At 71.5% G+C, this 15851-nt stretch carries 18 protein-coding genes, 1 tRNA gene and 1 pseudogene; 17 read left to right on the top strand and 3 right to left on the bottom strand.

The genetic code is table 11. The features are described from left to right. The first annotated feature begins 46 nt into the window (after nt 1–46). From ABT300_RS13140 to ABT300_RS13125, 4 genes are all read left to right on the top strand, one after another. Nucleotides 47–781 (top strand): siderophore-interacting protein, encoded by a 735-nt coding sequence (locus tag ABT300_RS13140; RefSeq protein WP_351674522.1) that lies wholly within the window; start codon nt 47–49, stop codon nt 779–781. 24 nt (nt 782–805) lie between these two features. After that, nucleotides 806–1417 carry an HhH-GPD-type base excision DNA repair protein gene (locus ABT300_RS13135; RefSeq protein ID WP_351674520.1) on the top strand — a complete coding sequence of 204 codons (612 nt, stop codon included), beginning with the start codon at nt 806–808 and terminating at the stop codon, nt 1415–1417. 153 nt (nt 1418–1570) lie between these two features. Then, nucleotides 1571–1894, top strand: coding sequence for a hypothetical protein (locus tag ABT300_RS13130; RefSeq protein WP_351674519.1), 324 nt, complete (start codon nt 1571–1573; stop codon nt 1892–1894). 57 nt (nt 1895–1951) lie between these two features. Next, nucleotides 1952–2086, top strand: a complete 135-nt coding sequence (locus ABT300_RS13125) for a hypothetical protein (protein ID WP_351674518.1) — start codon at nt 1952–1954, stop codon at nt 2084–2086. A gap of 46 nt (nt 2087–2132) precedes the next feature. On the opposite strand, the gene ABT300_RS13120 is transcribed toward ABT300_RS13125, so the two are convergent. After that, nucleotides 2133–3725, bottom strand: coding sequence for a helicase HerA-like domain-containing protein (locus ABT300_RS13120; protein ID WP_351674516.1), 1593 nt, complete (start codon nt 3723–3725; stop codon nt 2133–2135). A gap of 105 nt (nt 3726–3830) precedes the next feature. On the opposite strand from ABT300_RS13120, the gene ABT300_RS13115 reads away from it, so the two are divergent. Then, nucleotides 3831–4127 (top strand): type II toxin-antitoxin system VapB family antitoxin, encoded by a 297-nt coding sequence (locus tag ABT300_RS13115; protein WP_004943146.1) that lies wholly within the window; start codon nt 3831–3833, stop codon nt 4125–4127. Between the two features lie 262 nt (nt 4128–4389). After that, on the top strand, nt 4390–5082 hold the full coding sequence (locus ABT300_RS13110; RefSeq protein ID WP_351674569.1) for a LytR C-terminal domain-containing protein: 693 nt from the start codon (nt 4390–4392) through the stop codon (nt 5080–5082). 156 nt (nt 5083–5238) lie between these two features. On the opposite strand, the gene upp is transcribed toward ABT300_RS13110, so the two are convergent. Then, nucleotides 5239–5874 (bottom strand): uracil phosphoribosyltransferase, encoded by a 636-nt coding sequence (gene upp / locus ABT300_RS13105; RefSeq protein ID WP_319279606.1) that lies wholly within the window; start codon nt 5872–5874, stop codon nt 5239–5241. A gap of 166 nt (nt 5875–6040) precedes the next feature. Here upp and ABT300_RS13100 point away from each other — a divergent pair, with 166 nt between their 5' ends. From ABT300_RS13100 to ABT300_RS13060, 9 genes are all read left to right on the top strand, one after another. Continuing rightward, nucleotides 6041–6238, top strand: a complete 198-nt coding sequence (locus tag ABT300_RS13100; protein WP_319279607.1) for a hypothetical protein — start codon at nt 6041–6043, stop codon at nt 6236–6238. Nucleotides 6239–6582: 344 nt separating this feature from the next. Next, nucleotides 6583–7119, top strand: coding sequence for a tRNA adenosine deaminase-associated protein (locus ABT300_RS13095; protein WP_351674514.1), 537 nt, complete (start codon nt 6583–6585; stop codon nt 7117–7119). A 74-nt stretch (nt 7120–7193) separates the two neighbouring features. Next, a complete protein-coding gene (gene tadA, locus ABT300_RS13090) occupies nt 7194–7625 on the top strand; it encodes a tRNA adenosine(34) deaminase TadA (protein WP_351674567.1) in 432 nt (143 codons plus the stop codon). 58 nt (nt 7626–7683) lie between these two features. Next, nucleotides 7684–7768 (top strand) — tRNA-Ser (locus tag ABT300_RS13085). A gap of 204 nt (nt 7769–7972) precedes the next feature. Continuing rightward, nucleotides 7973–8149: a hypothetical protein gene (locus tag ABT300_RS13080; RefSeq protein WP_173985603.1), complete on the top strand. Its 177-nt coding sequence runs from the start codon at nt 7973–7975 to the stop codon at nt 8147–8149. A 30-nt stretch (nt 8150–8179) separates the two neighbouring features. Further along, nucleotides 8180–8473: a Dabb family protein gene (locus ABT300_RS13075; RefSeq protein ID WP_351674512.1), complete on the top strand. Its 294-nt coding sequence runs from the start codon at nt 8180–8182 to the stop codon at nt 8471–8473. Between the two features lie 185 nt (nt 8474–8658). After that, nucleotides 8659–9663, top strand: coding sequence for an RNA polymerase sigma factor SigF (locus tag ABT300_RS13070; protein ID WP_351674510.1), 1005 nt, complete (start codon nt 8659–8661; stop codon nt 9661–9663). A 446-nt stretch (nt 9664–10109) separates the two neighbouring features. After that, the gene (locus ABT300_RS13065) at nt 10110–11018 is read left to right on the top strand and encodes an RNA polymerase sigma factor SigF (protein ID WP_319279613.1); all 909 of its coding nucleotides are present in this window, start codon (nt 10110–10112) and stop codon (nt 11016–11018) included. Between the two features lie 603 nt (nt 11019–11621). Beyond that, entirely contained in the window at nt 11622–11894 is a 273-nt protein-coding gene (locus tag ABT300_RS13060; protein ID WP_351674508.1) for a hypothetical protein, read from the top strand. Between the two features lie 160 nt (nt 11895–12054). On the opposite strand, the gene ABT300_RS13055 is transcribed toward ABT300_RS13060, so the two are convergent. After that, nucleotides 12055–12252: a hypothetical protein gene (locus tag ABT300_RS13055; RefSeq protein ID WP_351674506.1), complete on the bottom strand. Its 198-nt coding sequence runs from the start codon at nt 12250–12252 to the stop codon at nt 12055–12057. Nucleotides 12253–12497: 245 nt separating this feature from the next. Here ABT300_RS13055 and ABT300_RS13050 point away from each other — a divergent pair. Both ABT300_RS13050 and ABT300_RS13045 read left to right on the top strand, forming a co-directional pair. Further along, a pseudogene (locus ABT300_RS13050) lies at nt 12498–12962 on the top strand (MarR family winged helix-turn-helix transcriptional regulator); the annotation flags it as partial. Between the two features lie 238 nt (nt 12963–13200). Continuing rightward, entirely contained in the window at nt 13201–15690 is a 2490-nt protein-coding gene (locus tag ABT300_RS13045) for an MFS transporter (protein WP_502977929.1), read from the top strand. Nucleotides 15691–15851 lie beyond the last annotated feature (161 nt).

Below are 15851 nucleotides of genomic sequence, written 5' to 3'. Positions count from 1 at the left end.
CTCCTAAGTAACTGCGGCGGAATCGTACGTGAAGGGTGAAGAAGGCATGGCACAGGGGCGGGGCTGGGAGGGCGCGGTCCTCAAGTTGATGCGGGCGAAGGACTTCACCCTCACCGTGACGGGCACGGAGGACGTCACCGGCGACTACCGCCGGCTGCACGTGTCGGACGGCGGACTGCTCGCCGCGACCGGCGTCCACCCGACGATCTGGGTGCGGCTCTGGTTCGACAACGCGGGCAGGCCGCACCAGCGGGCGTACACGCTGGTCGACCCCGACCCGGCGGCCGGCGCCTTCAGCCTGGAGTTCGCCCTGCATGACGGCGCGGCGAGCGACTGGGCCCGGGCGGCCGTGCCCGGCGACACCATCGAGGCGACCGTCCAGGGCACCGGCTTCGCGCCGCCCGCCCCGGCCCCCTCGCACGTCCTCGTCATCGGCGACCCGGCCTCGCTGCCCGCCGTCAACTCGCTGCTCGGCGCGGGCGAAGGCGCGCTCGGGTCCTTCCCGGCCACCGTCTGGTTCGAGGGCGAGGCAGCCGGCCTGCCCTTCCGGACCGACCCCGCCCGCCACGACATACGGCTCGTGCCCCGACGGGACTCCGGCGCCGAGCTGGTCGAGCGGGTCAGGGCCGAGCTGCCCGGACTGCTGAAGGCCACCCCCGATCCGTACGTCTGGATCGCCTGCGACACCCACACCACCCGGACGCTGTCGGCGTTCCTGCGCAAGGAGCTGGGCGTCCCGAAGGAACGCGTGCACGCCCTGGGGTACTGGCGCGCGGACTGACCGCCCAGGCGGGATCATCGACCCATGGACGTCACCCTTCACCTCTCCCAGGATCCCGAGGCCGACGAGCTCCTCGGGCGGTCCGCGCTCGCCGCGCTGGTCGGGATGCTGCTGGACCAGCAGGTCCCGATGGAGTGGGCGTTCAAGGGACCCCGGACGATCGCCGACCGGCTCGGCGCCGACGACCTGGACGCGCAGGACATCGCCGTCCAGGACCCGGAGGCCTTCGCCGCGCTGCTCTCCGACAAACCGGCGGTGCACCGCTACCCCGGCTCCATGGCCAAGCGCATCCAGCAGCTCTGCCAGTACCTCGTCGAGCATTACGACGGGGACGCGGCCGCCGTCTGGAAGGACGCCGGCACCGGCAAGGAGCTGCTCAAGCGCCTCGAGGAGCTGCCCGGGTTCGGCCGGCAGAAGGCGCAGATCTTCCTCGCGCTGCTGGGCAAACAGCTCGGCGTGCGGCCCACGGGCTGGCGGGAGGCGGCCGGCTCCTACGGGGAGGCCAGGTCCTTCCGGTCCGTCGCCGACATCACCGGCCCGGAGTCGCTGAGCAAGGTCCGGGCGCACAAACAGGAGATGAAGGCGGCAGCGAAGGCCGCAAAAGCCGAGAAATCCGGGAAACCGGCGGGGAAGTAACCCGGACGGCACGCCTTCGCCCCCTGCGCCACGCCCCGGCGGTAACGTCCTTCGCCCCCGCATCCCGCGCATCCCCCGCATCCCTGCTCCGAACAGGTGATTCTCCCGTCCGGCATGCTGAACGTCGGGCGTGTCGCGGGGAGATGACCTCCCATGAGCACCGCACGCAGGCACCCGCCCAGCCGCACCTGGCTGCGCGTGCTCGTCGTGCTCCTCGCCCTGCTCGCGCCGGCCGCTCCCACCGGGTTCGCCGCGCCGTCGGCCGCCGCCTCGGAGATTGTCGAGCACGACGTCCTCGACCCACCGCTGCGCCCGGCCTCCTGCCCCCATCGCTCCGCCGCCGCCCCGCTCCGGCCGGCCCTTCTCCCGCCGGGCGACGCTGCGACCCGGCCGCTTCCCTCGCCGCCGCGGGACTCACACCCCTCGCACCGCCCGCACCCCTCGTCCGTGCTGCGCACGGTGATTCTGCGCTGCTGACCTGCGCCGTCCCCCGGAACGGTCAGCAAGCAACCCTGCACCCTGCGAGGAATCACCATGCCCACAGACCCGTACGCCGTCCTGCGCGCCCTGCTCCGTGCGGAGGCCGCCCGCACCGCCCGCACCGCTCCCAAGCCCCCCGCCCAGCAACCGGCCCGCCCGCAGAGGCCCTCGGGCGGCCGGGAGCGGTAACAGCCCGGCAGCGCAGCAGGACCCGGTCTCGGCCCCGTCGGGAGATTCAGCGCCTTCTGCGGGACGTCCCGAAGAGGGAACGGGTGATCTCCCGGCCGAGCTGGGCGCCGACCGAGCGGGCCAGCGACTTGAAGATCCCGCTGCTCACCACCTGTTCCATGACGGAGGAGTCACGCTCGGCCGGGGGAGCGGCGGCGGCGGGGGCGGGGGTCTTCTTCGGCGCCCGTGCCGGCGCCGGCGCTGAAGTCGGAGCCGGCGTCGGCGTCGGCGGGGTGTGCCCGTCCGGCCGCCGGCCAGCGGCTGCGGACAGCTTCTCGAACGCCGATTCCCTGTCCACAGCCTGTGCATACCGCCCGTACAGCGCGGACTCCCGCACCGCCCGGTCCAGGGCCGGGCCGTCGACCGGTCCCATCAGCGACTCGGGGGCGCGCAGCCGGGTCGCGGCGACCGGCGTCGGCGCCCCCCGTTCGCTGAGGACGGTGACGACCGCCTCGCCCGTACCGAGCCCGGTGAGCAGCTCCTCCAGGTCGTAGGAAGAGTTCGGGAACGTTTTCACGGTGGCCTTGAGGGCCTTCTGGTCGTCCGGAGTGAAGGCCCTCAGGGCGTGTTGGAAGCGGTTGCCGAGCTGGGCGAGGACGTCGCCGGGCACGTCCTTCGGGGTCTGCGTGACGAAGAACACGCCGACGCCTTTCGAGCGGATCAGCCGAACCGTCTGCGTGACGGCGTCGAGGAACGCCTTCGAGGCGTCGGCGAAGAGCAGATGCGCCTCGTCGAAGAAGAAGACGAGCTTGGGCCGGTCGACGTCGCCGACCTCGGGAAGGTCGTGGAAGAGGTCGGCCAGCAACCACATCAGAAACGTCGAGAAAAGCTGTGGTCTGTCCTGGACGGCGGCCAGCTCCAGCACCGACACCGTCCCGCGGCCGTCCGGTCCCGTGCGCAGGAACTCGGCCGTGTCGAACTCCGGCTCGCCGAAGAAGGTCGCCATGCCCTGCGCCTCGAAGGCGGTGAGCGACCGCAGGATCACCCCCGCGGTGGCGGTGGACAGGCCGCCGACGCCCTTGAGCTCCGACCTGCCCTCGTCCGAGGTGAGGAAGGCGACGACCGACCGGAGGTCCTTCAGGTCGAGCAGCTCCAGACCCTTCTGGTCCGCGTAGTGGAAGATCAGGCCGAGGGACTGCTCCTGCGTCCGGTTCAGCTGGAGCGCCTTGGACAGCAGCACCGGCCCGAAACTGGTGACCGTGGCCCGCAGCGGAACGCCGTGCCCGAGGCCGCCGAGGGCGTAGAACTCGGCGGGGAAGCCTGTTGCCGTCCATTTCTGGCCGACTTCCGCGGCCCGTCCCCGCACCCGGTCGTTCGCCTGCCCGGGCGCCACGATTCCCGACAGATCGCCCTTGACGTCGGCCAGGAAAACCGGCGCCCCCTGCGCCGAGAGCTGCTCGGCGATCAGCTGGAGCGTCTTGGTCTTCCCGGCGCCGGTGGCGCCCGCGACCAGACCGTGCCTGTTCAGCATGCGGAGGGGGATGCGGACGGGGCACTCGGGCAGACACTTGCCGTCCCACAACAGGGCGCCCAGGTCGAGGGCGGGTCCGCTGAAGGCGTACCCGGCGGCGATGTCACCGGCGCTCGTCGGCTCGCTCATCGGCAGCCCCTCGTTCCGTTTTACCCCCGTTCATCATGTCTTTTCCAGCGTCGCACTCCGTCTCCATGGCTGCGCCCGGAACGTCGGGACCGGTAGGCTTTCCGTGTGATCTTCAAGCGCATCGGAAACGGCCGGCCGTACCCCGACCACGGCCGGGAAAGCACCCGGCAGTGGGCGGACGTCGCGCCGCGCCCGGTCCGCCTCGATCAGCTGGTGACCACCAAGCAGCAGCTCGACCTGGAAACCCTGCTCGCGGAGGACTCCACCTTCTACGGCGACCTGTTCGCGCACGTCGTGAAGTGGCAGGGCGACCTGTACCTGGAGGACGGACTGCACCGCGCGGTGCGGGCGGCGCTCCAGCAGCGACAGGTGCTGCACGCCCGCGTCCTCGAGCTGGACTGAGCCCGGCCGGGCCGCGGCCCGGATTTCCACAGGCTTCCACAAGGCCTCCGTCAGGCCTCGGCGGGACCGTTCGTCCGTTCTCTCGGGCCGCCGCCGGGCTTCGCCGTGCCTCCGGCGGGTCCTCGACGCGGCCTGCAGCGGCCTCGGGATTGACCCTTTCGGGTTCTTTCCCGCGCCCCGCGCGGTGTCGGATGATCGTTTATTAGTCACGGCCGCCCGGGCGCACTACGCTGCGCCCATGAGCATGCTGACTCCCCCCGGCATGGGCGGCAAGTACCGGATCACGGGGGACAAATACCCCCGCATGCGTCCCCATCGTCGACGCGGCCGGCTTGCCGTCGCAGTCGTCTCCTGCGGCGCCGTGCTCGGCGTGGCCGGCTGGGGCACCCTGCAGCTCATCGACGTCTTCACGGGCGGCGGAGGCACCGCCACGGCGGCGGACGGCTGCCCGAAGAACACGACGAAGGCGGGCCCAGCGGCCTCCGCGTCGGCGTCCGCCGCCAAGGGCGCCGGCGCCGGTGCGGGCACCCCGGCCGGAAAAGCTACGGGCGTCGGTGCCGGTGCGGTGCCCAAGCCCGCGCAGATCACGGTGAACGTCTTCAACGCCACCACCCGCAGCGGCCTCGCGAAGACGACCGCGGACGAGCTGAAGAGACGCGGCTTCAAGATCGGCGAGGTGGGCAACGCCGCCAAGCAGTACGACAAGAAGGTCGCCGGGACCGGGATACTGCTGGGTCCCGCGTCCTCGCTCAACACCTCGCTGCCGGTCCTCGCGACGCAGCTCGCCGCCGCCGAGCGCCGCACCGACGCCGCCCGCGCGGGCACGGCGGTCGACCTGATCATCGGCAACGGCTTCAAGGCCCTCACCAGCCAGGCGGAGGCGACCAAGGCCCTGACGGCGCTGAGCGCCCCGCACCCGACGGCAGGCGCCGACACGAAGAAGAAGGGCTGCTGACGACCGAATCGCCGGCCGTCAGCACCTCCGGCCTCCGGCCGTCAGCAGATCCGGCCGTCAACAAATCCGGCCGACAGCAGATCCGGCCGCCCGGTGCCGCGTCAGGAGTCGACGCCACGACTCTCGATGCGACGGCCCCCTGCGGTCGGGACGGCGCTACTCCGCCGCCCCGTACAGCCGGTCGCCCGCGTCGCCCAGGCCCGGGACGATGTATCCGTGCTCGTTGAGGTGGTCGTCGACGGCCGCCGTGACCACGGTGACCGGAGAGCCCGCGAGCTCGCGCTCCATGATCGCCACGCCCTCCGGGGCGGCCAGCAGCACCACGGCCGTGACGTCGTCGGCGCCGCGCCGGATCAGCTCGCGGATCGCGGCGACCAGCGTGCCGCCGGTGGCCAGCATCGGGTCAAGGACGTACACCTGGCGGCCGGAGAGGTCCTCCGGCATGCGCGTGGCGTACGTGGACGCCTCCAGCGTCTCCTCGTTGCGGATCATGCCGAGGAAGCCCACCTCGGCCGTCGGCAGCAGCCGGACCATGCCGTCCAGCATGCCGAGGCCGGCGCGCAGGATCGGGACGACCAGCGGGCGCGGGTAGGAGAGCTTGACGCCGGTGGTCGAGGCGACCGGCGTCGTGATGTCGACCTGTTCGGTGCGCACGTCCCGCGTGGCCTCGTAGGCGAGCAGGGTGACCAGCTCGTCGGCCAGCCGGCGGAAGGTCGCGGAGTCCGTGCGCTGGTCGCGCAGGGTGGTGAGTTTGTGGGCGACCAGAGGGTGGTCGACGACGTGGAGACGCATGTCGACAACAGTAACCGGGGCCGTCCCGCCCGGCGTCCCCACACTCGGTGAACCTTTCCCCCGGACTTTCCGCTGCTTCGGCCGTTCGCTGGCGTCGCACCGCCCGTCGGAGGGAAAGTGGGAGGCAGGTATGGAGACGGACCGGGGTACCCGGGGTGGTGTGCTGATGCCTGACCTGCCCGACCCGACCGACGGCGACCCGCCGACGAGGCCGCCCGAGACCGACGCGGAGCGCCGCCGGCGCCGTGCCAGATTCCTGCGCGAGCTGGCCGAGGCCCGGGAACTGCGCGACCGGGTCCAGCCGCGACGCGCCAAGACCGCCCGCCTGCGCCACGCGATGCGGATGCGCACGTTCCGCTGGTAGTCCCGGCCGTGCGGCGGTGCGCCGGACTTGGGGCATACGGGGAAGATCACCACCGTCACGGGTGTCGCGTGGAGTGTCCTGTGGGGCGGGCGTGCTTGGCCTCTCGGGAAAGCCGCGTACGATCCGCTCGTGGCGGCAACGAGTGCGCTGGTGAGTCGCTCACGGACGTGACCGCGGACGTGCGATCAAAACCACCGGACACAGGGAGCCGAAGACGTCCCCTGAACGCCTTGTTTCTGCCACGATTCCGAGTGGGCGGGGCTCGGAGCCCGAGCTCTCCGCCCAGACAACCTCCGCCGGGGGGACCCCCAACCGGCACGCCTAGGACCAGTGGGAGAGTCACGGTGTACTTCGCCGCACTGCTCGCGCGCACCGAAGACGGGTGGGAAGCGAGCGACACAGAGCTCGACGATGTGGAGACCCTGTCGGATCTGGCCGACCTGGCCCGGGAGGCATCTCCGGACGAGGACACGGTGCTCGTGCTGATCGAGCAGGAGGACTCCTGGTTCGGGGTCGTCCGCATCGACGGTGAGGAGGATCCCCGCATCTACGTCTCCGACGCCGCTGCCGCCGCCCGCAGCTCGTACGGCGAGATCCTGCTCACCGACGAACTGCTCGGAAGGGATCCGGACGACGACGACCTGGACGCCCTCGACCTCGACGGCACCGAGGACGGTGAGGACGACGACGAGGACGAGGGTTCCGACGGCGCCGCGAGCGGCGCTTCCGCCGAGGCCGTGCCGCACGGCCCGGTCGGCGACGCCGGCATCCTCGACGACCTCGGCGTCAGCGAGAAGGAGCTGAAGGGGCTGTCCGACGACGCGCTCACCGAGATCGCCGACGCCCTGGGCGCTTCGGCGGTCCTGGAGACGGTCCGCTGACGGCACCGGAGGCGCCGCCCGATTCCGTGCCCGACCCCGTGCCCGACCCCATGCGCGACCCCTGGCGGGCCGCCATGGGGCTCGCCCTGGACGAGGCCCGGCTGGCCGCTCGGGGCGGAGACGTCCCGGTCGGCGCCGTGGTGCTGGCTCCTGACGGCGCCACGGTCCTCGCCCGGGGACACAACGAACGCGAGGCCGTCGGAGATCCGACGGCCCACGCGGAGGTGCTGGCCGTCCGGCGGGCGGCCGAGGCGATCGGCGAATGGCGGCTGTCCGGCTGCACGCTCGTCGTGACCCTCGAACCGTGCACGATGTGCGCGGGCGCCCTCGTGCAGTCGCGGGTGGACCGGGTCGTCTACGGCGCCCGCGACGACAAGGCGGGCGCGGCCGGCTCCCTGTGGGACGTCGTCCGCGACCGACGGCTCAATCACCGGCCCGAAGTGATCGAGGGCGTGCTCGCGAAGGAGTGCGCGCAACTCCTCACGGACTTCTTCCGCGAGCGCTGATCCGCCCGCCGCAGAACGGATTTCAAACCGGGCCCCACCTTGCTGTAAGGTCTCCCTCGGTAGCGTGTCCGAGCGGCCGAAGGAGCTCGCCTCGAAAGCGAGTGTGGCGCAAGTCACCGAGGGTTCAAATCCCTCCGCTACCGCTCTCACACCCCCCTGATCAGCGGGAACGCGATCAGGGGGGTGTTTTGCGTGCCTCGACGGGTGCGTTCGGCTCTTCTTCGGTGACATCGCAGAAACCGTTCACGAACGCGCCGCACGCGATCAAAAGCGGTGTGTAAATCGCACTTACGGATACACTCGCCGCCGTCAGCGGGGCCCGAGCGGCCACATACAGGGGAGGCCAGGTGGCGGTGAACGCCAAGAAGATCGCCGTCTACGTGCTCGTGGTGTTCGTGCTGTACGTGATCATCACGGACCCGGCGAAGGCGGCGGACTACGTCCAGATAGGCTTCGAGGGCATATCGGACGCGGCCCAGGCCATCGGCGACTTCTTCACCTGGCTCGCCGACGGGGCGCGGTAGCCGAGACCGTCGCACGCACCGGGAGTTCCCATGATCCGCCACCTGGTCCTTTTCAAGCTGAACGAGGGCGTCGAGCGCGACGACCCCCGGGTGGTGCAGGGCGAGGCGGCCTTCCGCGCCCTGGGCGGACAGATCGACGAGCTGCGCTTCTGGGAGCTGGGCTGGAACATCAGCGAGCGGCCCATCGCCTACGACTTCGCCATCAACTCGGCGGTCGAGAACGCGGGCGCCCTCAAGCGGTACCTCGAGCACCCGGCCCACCAGGCGGGCGTCGCGCTGTGGCGGGAGTTCGCCACGTGGGTCGTCGCCGACTACGAGGCCTGAGCCCCCAGCGCGCCCGACCCAGCCCTCCGCCGGACCGGCGGGGGGTTTTGCGTGCTCCCTTCCCAGGCCGGCACCCCCTCGGCCTTCAACACGGTGTTATGGGGTGCTTGCACACAGTGCACATGTCTTGTGATGCTATGACCGCTTTTGACGGATGAGTTGACCGATGTTGACCTGACGAAGAGGTGGCGTTGACCTTGTCGGCCAGTACTGCGCCGCCTCAGACAGAGGCGCCCCCGGCACCCGTCACGGCGTCGGCCACGGCCCCCGTTCCAGGCCCGGGCCCGGTCACGGCCTCGCCCCCGGCACCCGCCCCGGCGCCCGCCATGGAGGCCGTGGAGACCGTGGAGGCCCCGCCGGCCGGGGAGTCCGCGGAGGCCTCTCCGACCGGAGAGTCGACGGAGCCCGCTCCGGCTCCGGAGCGACGCCGTGGCGCCGACACCCGGGCGCTCACCCAGGTGCTCTTCGGCAAGCTCAAGGAACTCCAGCCGGGCACGCCGGAGCACAACCGCGTGCGCGGGGCGCTCATCGAGGCGAACCTCCCGCTCGTGCGCTACGCGGCCGCCCGTTTCCGCTCCCGCAACGAGCCGATGGAGGACGTGGTCCAGGTCGGCACCATCGGCCTGATCAACGCCATCGACCGCTTCGACCCGGAACGGGGCGTGCAGTTCCCGACGTTCGCGATGCCCACGGTCATCGGCGAGATCAAGCGGTACTTCCGGGACAACGTCCGCACCGTGCACGTGCCGCGCCGGCTCCACGAGCTGTGGGTGCAGGTCAACAGCGCGACCGAGGACCTGACGACCGCCTTCGGCCGCACCCCGTCGACGGCGGAGATCGCCGAGCGGCTGCGCATCGGCGAGGACGAGGTGCTCTCCTGCATCGAGGCCGGCCGCTCGTACCACGCCACGTCACTCGAGGCCGCCCAGGAGGGCGACGGCCTGCCCGGCCTGCTGGACCGCCTCGGCTACGAGGACCCGGCGCTGGACGGCGTGGAGCACCGCGACCTCGTCCGCCACCTCCTGGTCCAACTCCCGGAGCGCGAGCAGCGCATCCTTCTGCTGCGCTACTACAGCAATCTGACGCAGTCCCAGATCAGCGCGGAACTCGGCGTCTCGCAGATGCACGTCTCCCGCCTGCTGGCGCGCAGCTTCCAGCGGCTGCGCTCCGCCAACCGCATCGAGGCGTGACCCGGATCCCTGACTCGGATTCCCGACCCGGCCCCCTGACCCGGCCCCCTGACCCGGTCCCCTGACTCCGGACGCCCGTCCCCGGGCACCCCGCCCGCTGTCTTCGGGTACCCAGCCCCTGTCCCCGACCCCGGGCTTCCCCCTCGAGGTCCCTCGACACGTAGCTCGATGGGGTGTCGCACGCACGACCGACCCGTCATCACTGGGAGCGAATCGCCCACCTTCGCCCTTCACGGTGGATCCCTGGTGAAAAACCGTCACACCCCCTTTTTCCAGGGCTGATTCGTCACTCACATGTCGACATGTCACTACAGCGTGTTGCCGACATGTGACATTCTGCCGGAAGAGCGTTTGCCGGGGCTTCGGCTCCGGTATTCAGGTGAAGGCTGACGTTCCTCAAGCGGGGGCGTTGCGCCGCGACCGTCCCGCGACCCAAAGGGGGTGGCATGTCCGCAGAACAGGGCAGCTCGAAGGTGCTCACGCTCACGCTCACGCCGAGCGAGTCCGCGCCCGTCGCGCCTGTCGAGCCCGACGTGCTCGACGACGTCACAGCCCCCGAGGCCCCGCAGGCCCCGGCTCTCACGGCCACGGGGGCCATCGACACCCGCACCCTGTCCCGCTCCCTGTTCCTGCGACTGGCCACGCTCGCCGAGGACAGCCCCGAGCGCGTGTACGTCCGGGACACCCTCATCGAGCTCAACCTCCCGCTCGTGCGCTACGCGGCGGCGCGCTTCCGCTCGCGCAACGAGCCGATGGAGGACATCGTCCAGGTCGGCACCATCGGCCTGATCAAGGCGATCGACCGCTTCGACTGCGAACGCGGCGTGGAGTTCCCGACGTTCGCGATGCCGACGGTCGTGGGCGAGATCAAGCGCTTCTTCCGTGACACGTCGTGGTCGGTGCGCGTCCCGCGTCGCCTGCAGGAGCTGCGGCTGGCGCTCACCAAGGCCAGCGACGAGCTCTCGCAGAAGCTGGACCGCTCCCCGACGGTCGCCGAGCTCGCCGCGGTGCTGGGCGTCTCCGAGGAGGACGTCGTCGACGGCCTCGCCGTCGGCAACGCCTACACGGCCTCCTCGCTGGACTCCCCCGCCCCGGAGGACGACGGCGGCGAGGGCTCCCTCGCGGACCGCCTGGGCTACGAGGACACCGCGCTCGAGGGCGTGGAGTACCGCGAGTCGCTGAAGCCGCTGCTGGCCAAGCTCCCGCCCCGCGAGCGCCGCATCATCATGCTGCGCTTCTTCGCCAACATGACCCAGTCCCAGATCGGCGAGGAGGTCGGCATCTCCCAGATGCACGTCTCCCGCCTCCTCACCCGGACGCTGGCCCAGCTGCGCGAAGGCCTCATCTCCGACTGAGGCGCGAAACCGGTCGGCGCACGCACAGGGGTTCCTCACTGACGGTGCGTCAGACACACTGGCGCGATGCGCAGTCCGACACGGGCACATGGCCGCCGGGGCGCCCTCTGGGGCGCGTCGGCGGCCGCCGTCGTCTTCGCCGCGGGAGCGGCGGGCCTGCTCGCCGGATGCGCCGGAGACGGCGGTGGGGGCGGCTATGTCGCTCTCGGCTCGGCGGGCGATTCCGCGCGTCCAGGCACGGGCGGGTCCGGGTCCGGGGGACCGACGGGCGGGATTCGGCTCGTTCCGCTGGACGGCGAGAGCGGATACCCCACCGGAGCCCCGGGCCCAGGCCCTCGTCCGGGTACGACGACCCGGCCTCCCGGCAGCGGTACGAGTACGGGCGCCGATGGCGATGACGACACCGATGCGGCTGGCGATGCCGAGGCCAATGCCGGGGGAGACCGGGCGCCGCTGCCGCCCCGGGCCTCGGGCGCCTCGGGCGGTCCCGGTGGCGGAGCGCCCTCGAACCCACCCTCGGCCCCGTCCTCGCCCGGCCCCACGGCCCCGTCCGGACCCTCGTCCCCCGGTCCGGCCGCGCTCAGCGTCAGCGAGCCGGTCCGCGTGGGCACGGAGCAGCGGTGGTGCGAGGACGTGACCCTCGTCTTCCACAACTCCGGCGGCAGAGCGGTCGCTTCCGGCGCCGTCCAGTTCGGCGCCCATGTCGTCGATGGGCTCGGCATCGACTGGGCCACGCGTGAGTCGACGGTCCCGCTGCCGACGCCGATCCGCGCGGGCGCACGGACGGAGAAGACGTGGACGGTGCGCGTCGACGCGTGGCGCGTACCGCTGGGCATGCACATCGAGACCCGGGACGTCTCGGTGCGGTGGCGCTGACGGCCGTTCGTCAGTTCGTTCGCTGGTTCAGTTCGTCAGCCCCGCCGACGGCCTGGAGCCCTGCCGGGGCCCGTTCGCCAGTCCCGTCAGTCCCGTCGGGCGAGCCGGGGGGGCAGGCGGGGGCCGTGCACCCGGCGCGCGGGTGCACGGGACGCCCGCGTTACTTCAGCGCAAGCCAGGCGACCGCGGCGACGATCACCAGTGCGGCGACGACGCCCACGATCAGGCCGATGCGGGAGCCGCCCTGCGCGGGAGCCGGCGCGGCGGCCCGGGGAGCGCCCTCGTCGACGAACGCGCGGAACATCTGGGTGCTGCCGGCGGGGTCGTGGTTGCCCTGGGGGCCCTGGGTGTTAGCCATGGGCCGAGACACTAGCGAAAACGGGTGGGCGGGCCCAAGTGGGGGTGGTGCGGAGCGCCATCCGCAGCGCGGCCGACGCGGTGTGACCGGTGGGCTCGCGTCGGCCCCCTTCCCGCTCCGACCTGCTCGTTTACCGCCGTAATACTTGCCTTTGCCAACTTTTTGCGGCGACGACGGCCCATTTATTTGCCTGTAGCAACCAATAGCTCCTATGGTTGCCCCAAGCAACGAATCCGGGAGGCGTGATGGCCGAGCAGGCGCAGTTCGCGGAGCTGGTGCATCAGCTCAGCGCCGTCGGGGCCGTGAAGCGTGACCTGGGGCGGATCCTGCCGCAGGACTGCTCGGCCGGCTCGGCCGCGGTGCTGACGCTGCTGGCCCGCCACGGCGACATGCGCATGAGCAACCTGTCCGAACTGCTCGCCGTCGACATGTCCGTGACCAGCCGGCACGCCGCGCATCTGGCCGAGCGGGGCTGGATCCTGCGCTCGCCCGACCCGGCGGACAAACGCTCTCGCATCCTGCACCTCACCCCAGAGGGCCACGCGGTGCTCTCCGATCTCTACCGCCGCAGCACGGACCTGCTGGCCGAGCGACTGGGCGACTGGACCGACGCCGAGGTGGGCCAGCTCGTGGGACTGCTGACCCGGCTGCGCGCCAGCTTCGGCGACTGCCGGACCGTCACCCACCGGCCGCCCTCCCCGCCGCCCGAGCTCTCACCGCCCGACCTGTCCCAGCCCGAACCCTCCCCGCCCGAACCGCCGCCGCCCACTGCGCACCGGCCACCCGGACCCCCGATTCCCGTTCGCGAAGGCGAACGGATGCAAACCACCCGTACACCCGCACAAGCGACGTAGGAGAAGGAAGCTCATGGCAACGACCACACCAGCCGGTGTGCGGGCCCACGCGAAGCACGGCGGAGGGTCCCACGGCTCCGCCGCGGACGCCCCGATGACCCACCGGCAGATCATGGAAGCGCTCTCCGGGCTGTTGCTCGGGATGTTCGTGGCGATCCTGTCGTCCACGATCGTCTCGAACGCCCTCCCCGAGATCATCGGCGACCTGGGCGGCGGACAGTCCGCCTACACCTGGGTCGTGACCGCCACCCTGCTGTCGATGACGGCGACGACCCCGCTGTGGGGCAAGCTCGCCGACCTGTACAGCAAGAAGGCGCTCGTCCAGATCGCGCTCGTCGTCTACGTGCTGGGTTCGGCGGCCGCCGGGCTCTCGCAGAACCCGGGCATGCTGATCGCCTGCCGTGTCGTGCAGGGCGTCGGCGTGGGCGGTCTCTCCGCCCTGGCGCAGATCGTCATGGCGGCGATGATCTCCCCGCGTGAGCGCGGCCGTTACTCCGGTTACCTGGGGGCCACCTTCGCCGTGGCCACCGTCGGCGGTCCGCTGCTCGGCGGCGTCATCACCGACACCTCCTGGCTGGGCTGGCGCTGGTGCTTCTACGTCGGCGTCCCCTTCGCCGTCATCGCGCTGATCGTGCTGCAGAAGACGCTGCACCTGCCGGTCGTGAAGCGGGACGTGAAGGTCGACTGGGCCGGCGCGTTCTTCATCTCGGCCGCGGTCTCGCTGCTGCTGGTCTGGGTCACCTTCGCCGGTGACAAGTACGACTGGCTGTCGTGGCAGACGTACACGATGATCGCGGGCTCGGTCCTGCTCGCGCTGCTGTTCGTGCTCGTCGAGACCAAGGCCGCCGAACCGATCATCCCGCTGCGCCTGTTCCGCAACCGCACCATCACGCTGTCGTCGATCGCCTCGATGTTCGTGGGCGTGGCGATGTTCTCCGGAACCGTTTTCTTCGCGCAGTACTTCCAGCTGGCCCGAGACGAGTCCCCGACGATGTCCGGCATCATGACGATCCCGATGATCGGCGGTCTGTTCGTCTCCTCCACCGTCTCCGGGCAGCTCATCACCCGCACCGGAAAGTGGAAGGCCTGGCTGGTCAGCGGCGGTGTGCTCATCACCGCGGGCCTCGGCCTGCTGAGCACGATCCGCTACGACACCGATTACTGGAAGACCGCGGTCTTCATGGCGCTGCTGGGTCTCGGCATCGGCATGATGATGCAGAACCTGGTGCTGTCGACGCAGAACCAGGTGGACCCGTCCGACCTCGGCTCGGCCAGCTCCACGGTGACGTTCTTCCGTTCCCTCGGCGGTGCGATCGGCGTCTCGGCGCTCGGCGCCGTCATGGCCAACCGCATCACCGACTACGCCAAGGACGGCATCGCCGGCCTCGACCCGAAGTACGCCGCTCTCGCGTCCGGTTCCGACTCCTCGAACCAGATCCCGGACATGGACAAGCTGCCCGCGCCGCTGCGCACGGTCATGGAGAGCGCGTACGGCCACGGCATCGCGGACGTCTTCCTGATCGCCGCGGTGCTGGCGCTGCTCGCCTTCCTGATCACCCTGTTCATCAAGGAGGTCCCGCTGCGGACCAAGGGCGCGCTGGCGCAGGCGGCGGAGAGCGACACCCCGGCCGCCACGGAGACCACGGCGGGCGCGGAGATCCCGGCGGGCGTGGAGATGCCGGCGGGCGTGGAGATGCCGGCGAAGGCGGAGATCCCGGCTGCGGGCACGGTTGCGGCTCCGGCCGCGGGCACCGTTGCGGCTCCGGCTGCGGGCACTGCTGCCGTGGCGGTCGCAGGCGAGGCCCGGGAGGGTCGCTCGGGCGGCGTCCCCGTGCACGGCTTCGTCCGCGGCGCCGAGAACGCGCCCGTCCCGCAGGCCGCCGTCACCCTGATCTCGCTGACCGGACGGCAGCTCGGTCGGGCGGTCGCCCAGGCCGACGGCTCCTACGCGGTGGACGCTCCGGGCACGGGTTCGTACGTGCTGATCGCCTCCGCGGACGGCTTCCAGCCCCAGGCCTGCACGGTCGTGGTGAACGGCGCGGAGCCGGTGGCGTACGACGTCCTGCTCAGCGGGACCAGCGGGCTCACCGGTGTGGTGCGGGCAGCCGAGTCGGGCGAGGGCGTCAAGGACGCGATGGTGATCGTCACCGACGTGCGCGGCGATCTGCTGGCCACCGGAACCACCGGTGAGCAGGGCGACTTCTCCTTCGCCGAGCTGGTGCCGGGCGCGGTGACCGTGGCGGTGAACGCCGTCGGGTTCCGGCCGCGCGCCCTGCCCGTCGAGATCGGCGTCACGGGCGTGACCCGCACGGAGATCGTCCTCGACGCGGGAGCCCAGCTCCAGGGCGTCGTCCGGGCCCCGCACGGGCCGCTGGCCGACGCGCGCGTGACGCTCGTGGACGCGGCGGGCAACGTGGTCGGCGCCGCCACCACGGGCCCCGACGGGGCGTACGCCTTCGCCGACCTCGACGGCGGCGAGTACACGGTCATCGCGACCGGCTACCCGCCGGTGGCCACCGCGCTGACCGTCGCGGGACCCGGCGTCGACGGCCACGACATCGAGCTCGCCCACCCCGGCGAGTAGTCCAGGGCCGGCCGCAGGCCGCCGGAAGCCGGAAGCCGGAGACCGGAGATTCAGAGGCCGGGGACCGGCAGGTTGTCGCAGAAATCCCTCCGGCCCGGTGCGGGCCCACCCACCGCACCGCCCCGGTGACCCTCCAGGAGAACCACAGAAACATATACCAA

It is taken from the genome of Streptomyces sp. NPDC001027, assembly GCF_040299045.1.
Lineage (GTDB): Bacteria > Actinomycetota > Actinomycetes > Streptomycetales > Streptomycetaceae > Streptomyces.
Note: the sequence above shows the minus strand (reverse complement) of the source record. Positions and strands in the feature narration are given on the sequence as shown.

Bases quoted from the DNA above. Each gene is read 5' to 3' on its own strand.
- ABT300_RS13140 (WP_351674522.1), top strand. From the start codon at position 47: ATGGCACAGGGGCGGGGCTGGGAGGGCGCGGTCCTCAAGTTGATGCGG.
- ABT300_RS13135 (WP_351674520.1), top strand. From the start codon at position 806: ATGGACGTCACCCTTCACCTCTCCCAGGATCCCGAGGCCGACGAGCTC.
- ABT300_RS13130 (WP_351674519.1), top strand. From the start codon at position 1,571: ATGAGCACCGCACGCAGGCACCCGCCCAGCCGCACCTGGCTGCGCGTG.
- ABT300_RS13125 (WP_351674518.1), top strand. From the start codon at position 1,952: ATGCCCACAGACCCGTACGCCGTCCTGCGCGCCCTGCTCCGTGCGGAG.
- ABT300_RS13120 (WP_351674516.1), bottom strand. From the start codon at position 3,725: ATGAGCGAGCCGACGAGCGCCGGTGACATCGCCGCCGGGTACGCCTTC.
- ABT300_RS13110 (WP_351674569.1), top strand. From the start codon at position 4,390: ATGGGCGGCAAGTACCGGATCACGGGGGACAAATACCCCCGCATGCGT.
- upp (WP_319279606.1), bottom strand. From the start codon at position 5,874: ATGCGTCTCCACGTCGTCGACCACCCTCTGGTCGCCCACAAACTCACC.
- ABT300_RS13100 (WP_319279607.1), top strand. From the start codon at position 6,041: ATGCCTGACCTGCCCGACCCGACCGACGGCGACCCGCCGACGAGGCCG.
- tadA (WP_351674567.1), top strand. From the start codon at position 7,194: ATGGGGCTCGCCCTGGACGAGGCCCGGCTGGCCGCTCGGGGCGGAGAC.
- ABT300_RS13075 (WP_351674512.1), top strand. From the start codon at position 8,180: ATGATCCGCCACCTGGTCCTTTTCAAGCTGAACGAGGGCGTCGAGCGC.
- ABT300_RS13065 (WP_319279613.1), top strand. From the start codon at position 10,110: ATGTCCGCAGAACAGGGCAGCTCGAAGGTGCTCACGCTCACGCTCACG.
- ABT300_RS13055 (WP_351674506.1), bottom strand. From the start codon at position 12,252: ATGGCTAACACCCAGGGCCCCCAGGGCAACCACGACCCCGCCGGCAGC.
- ABT300_RS13045 (WP_502977929.1), top strand. From the start codon at position 13,201: ATGACCCACCGGCAGATCATGGAAGCGCTCTCCGGGCTGTTGCTCGGG.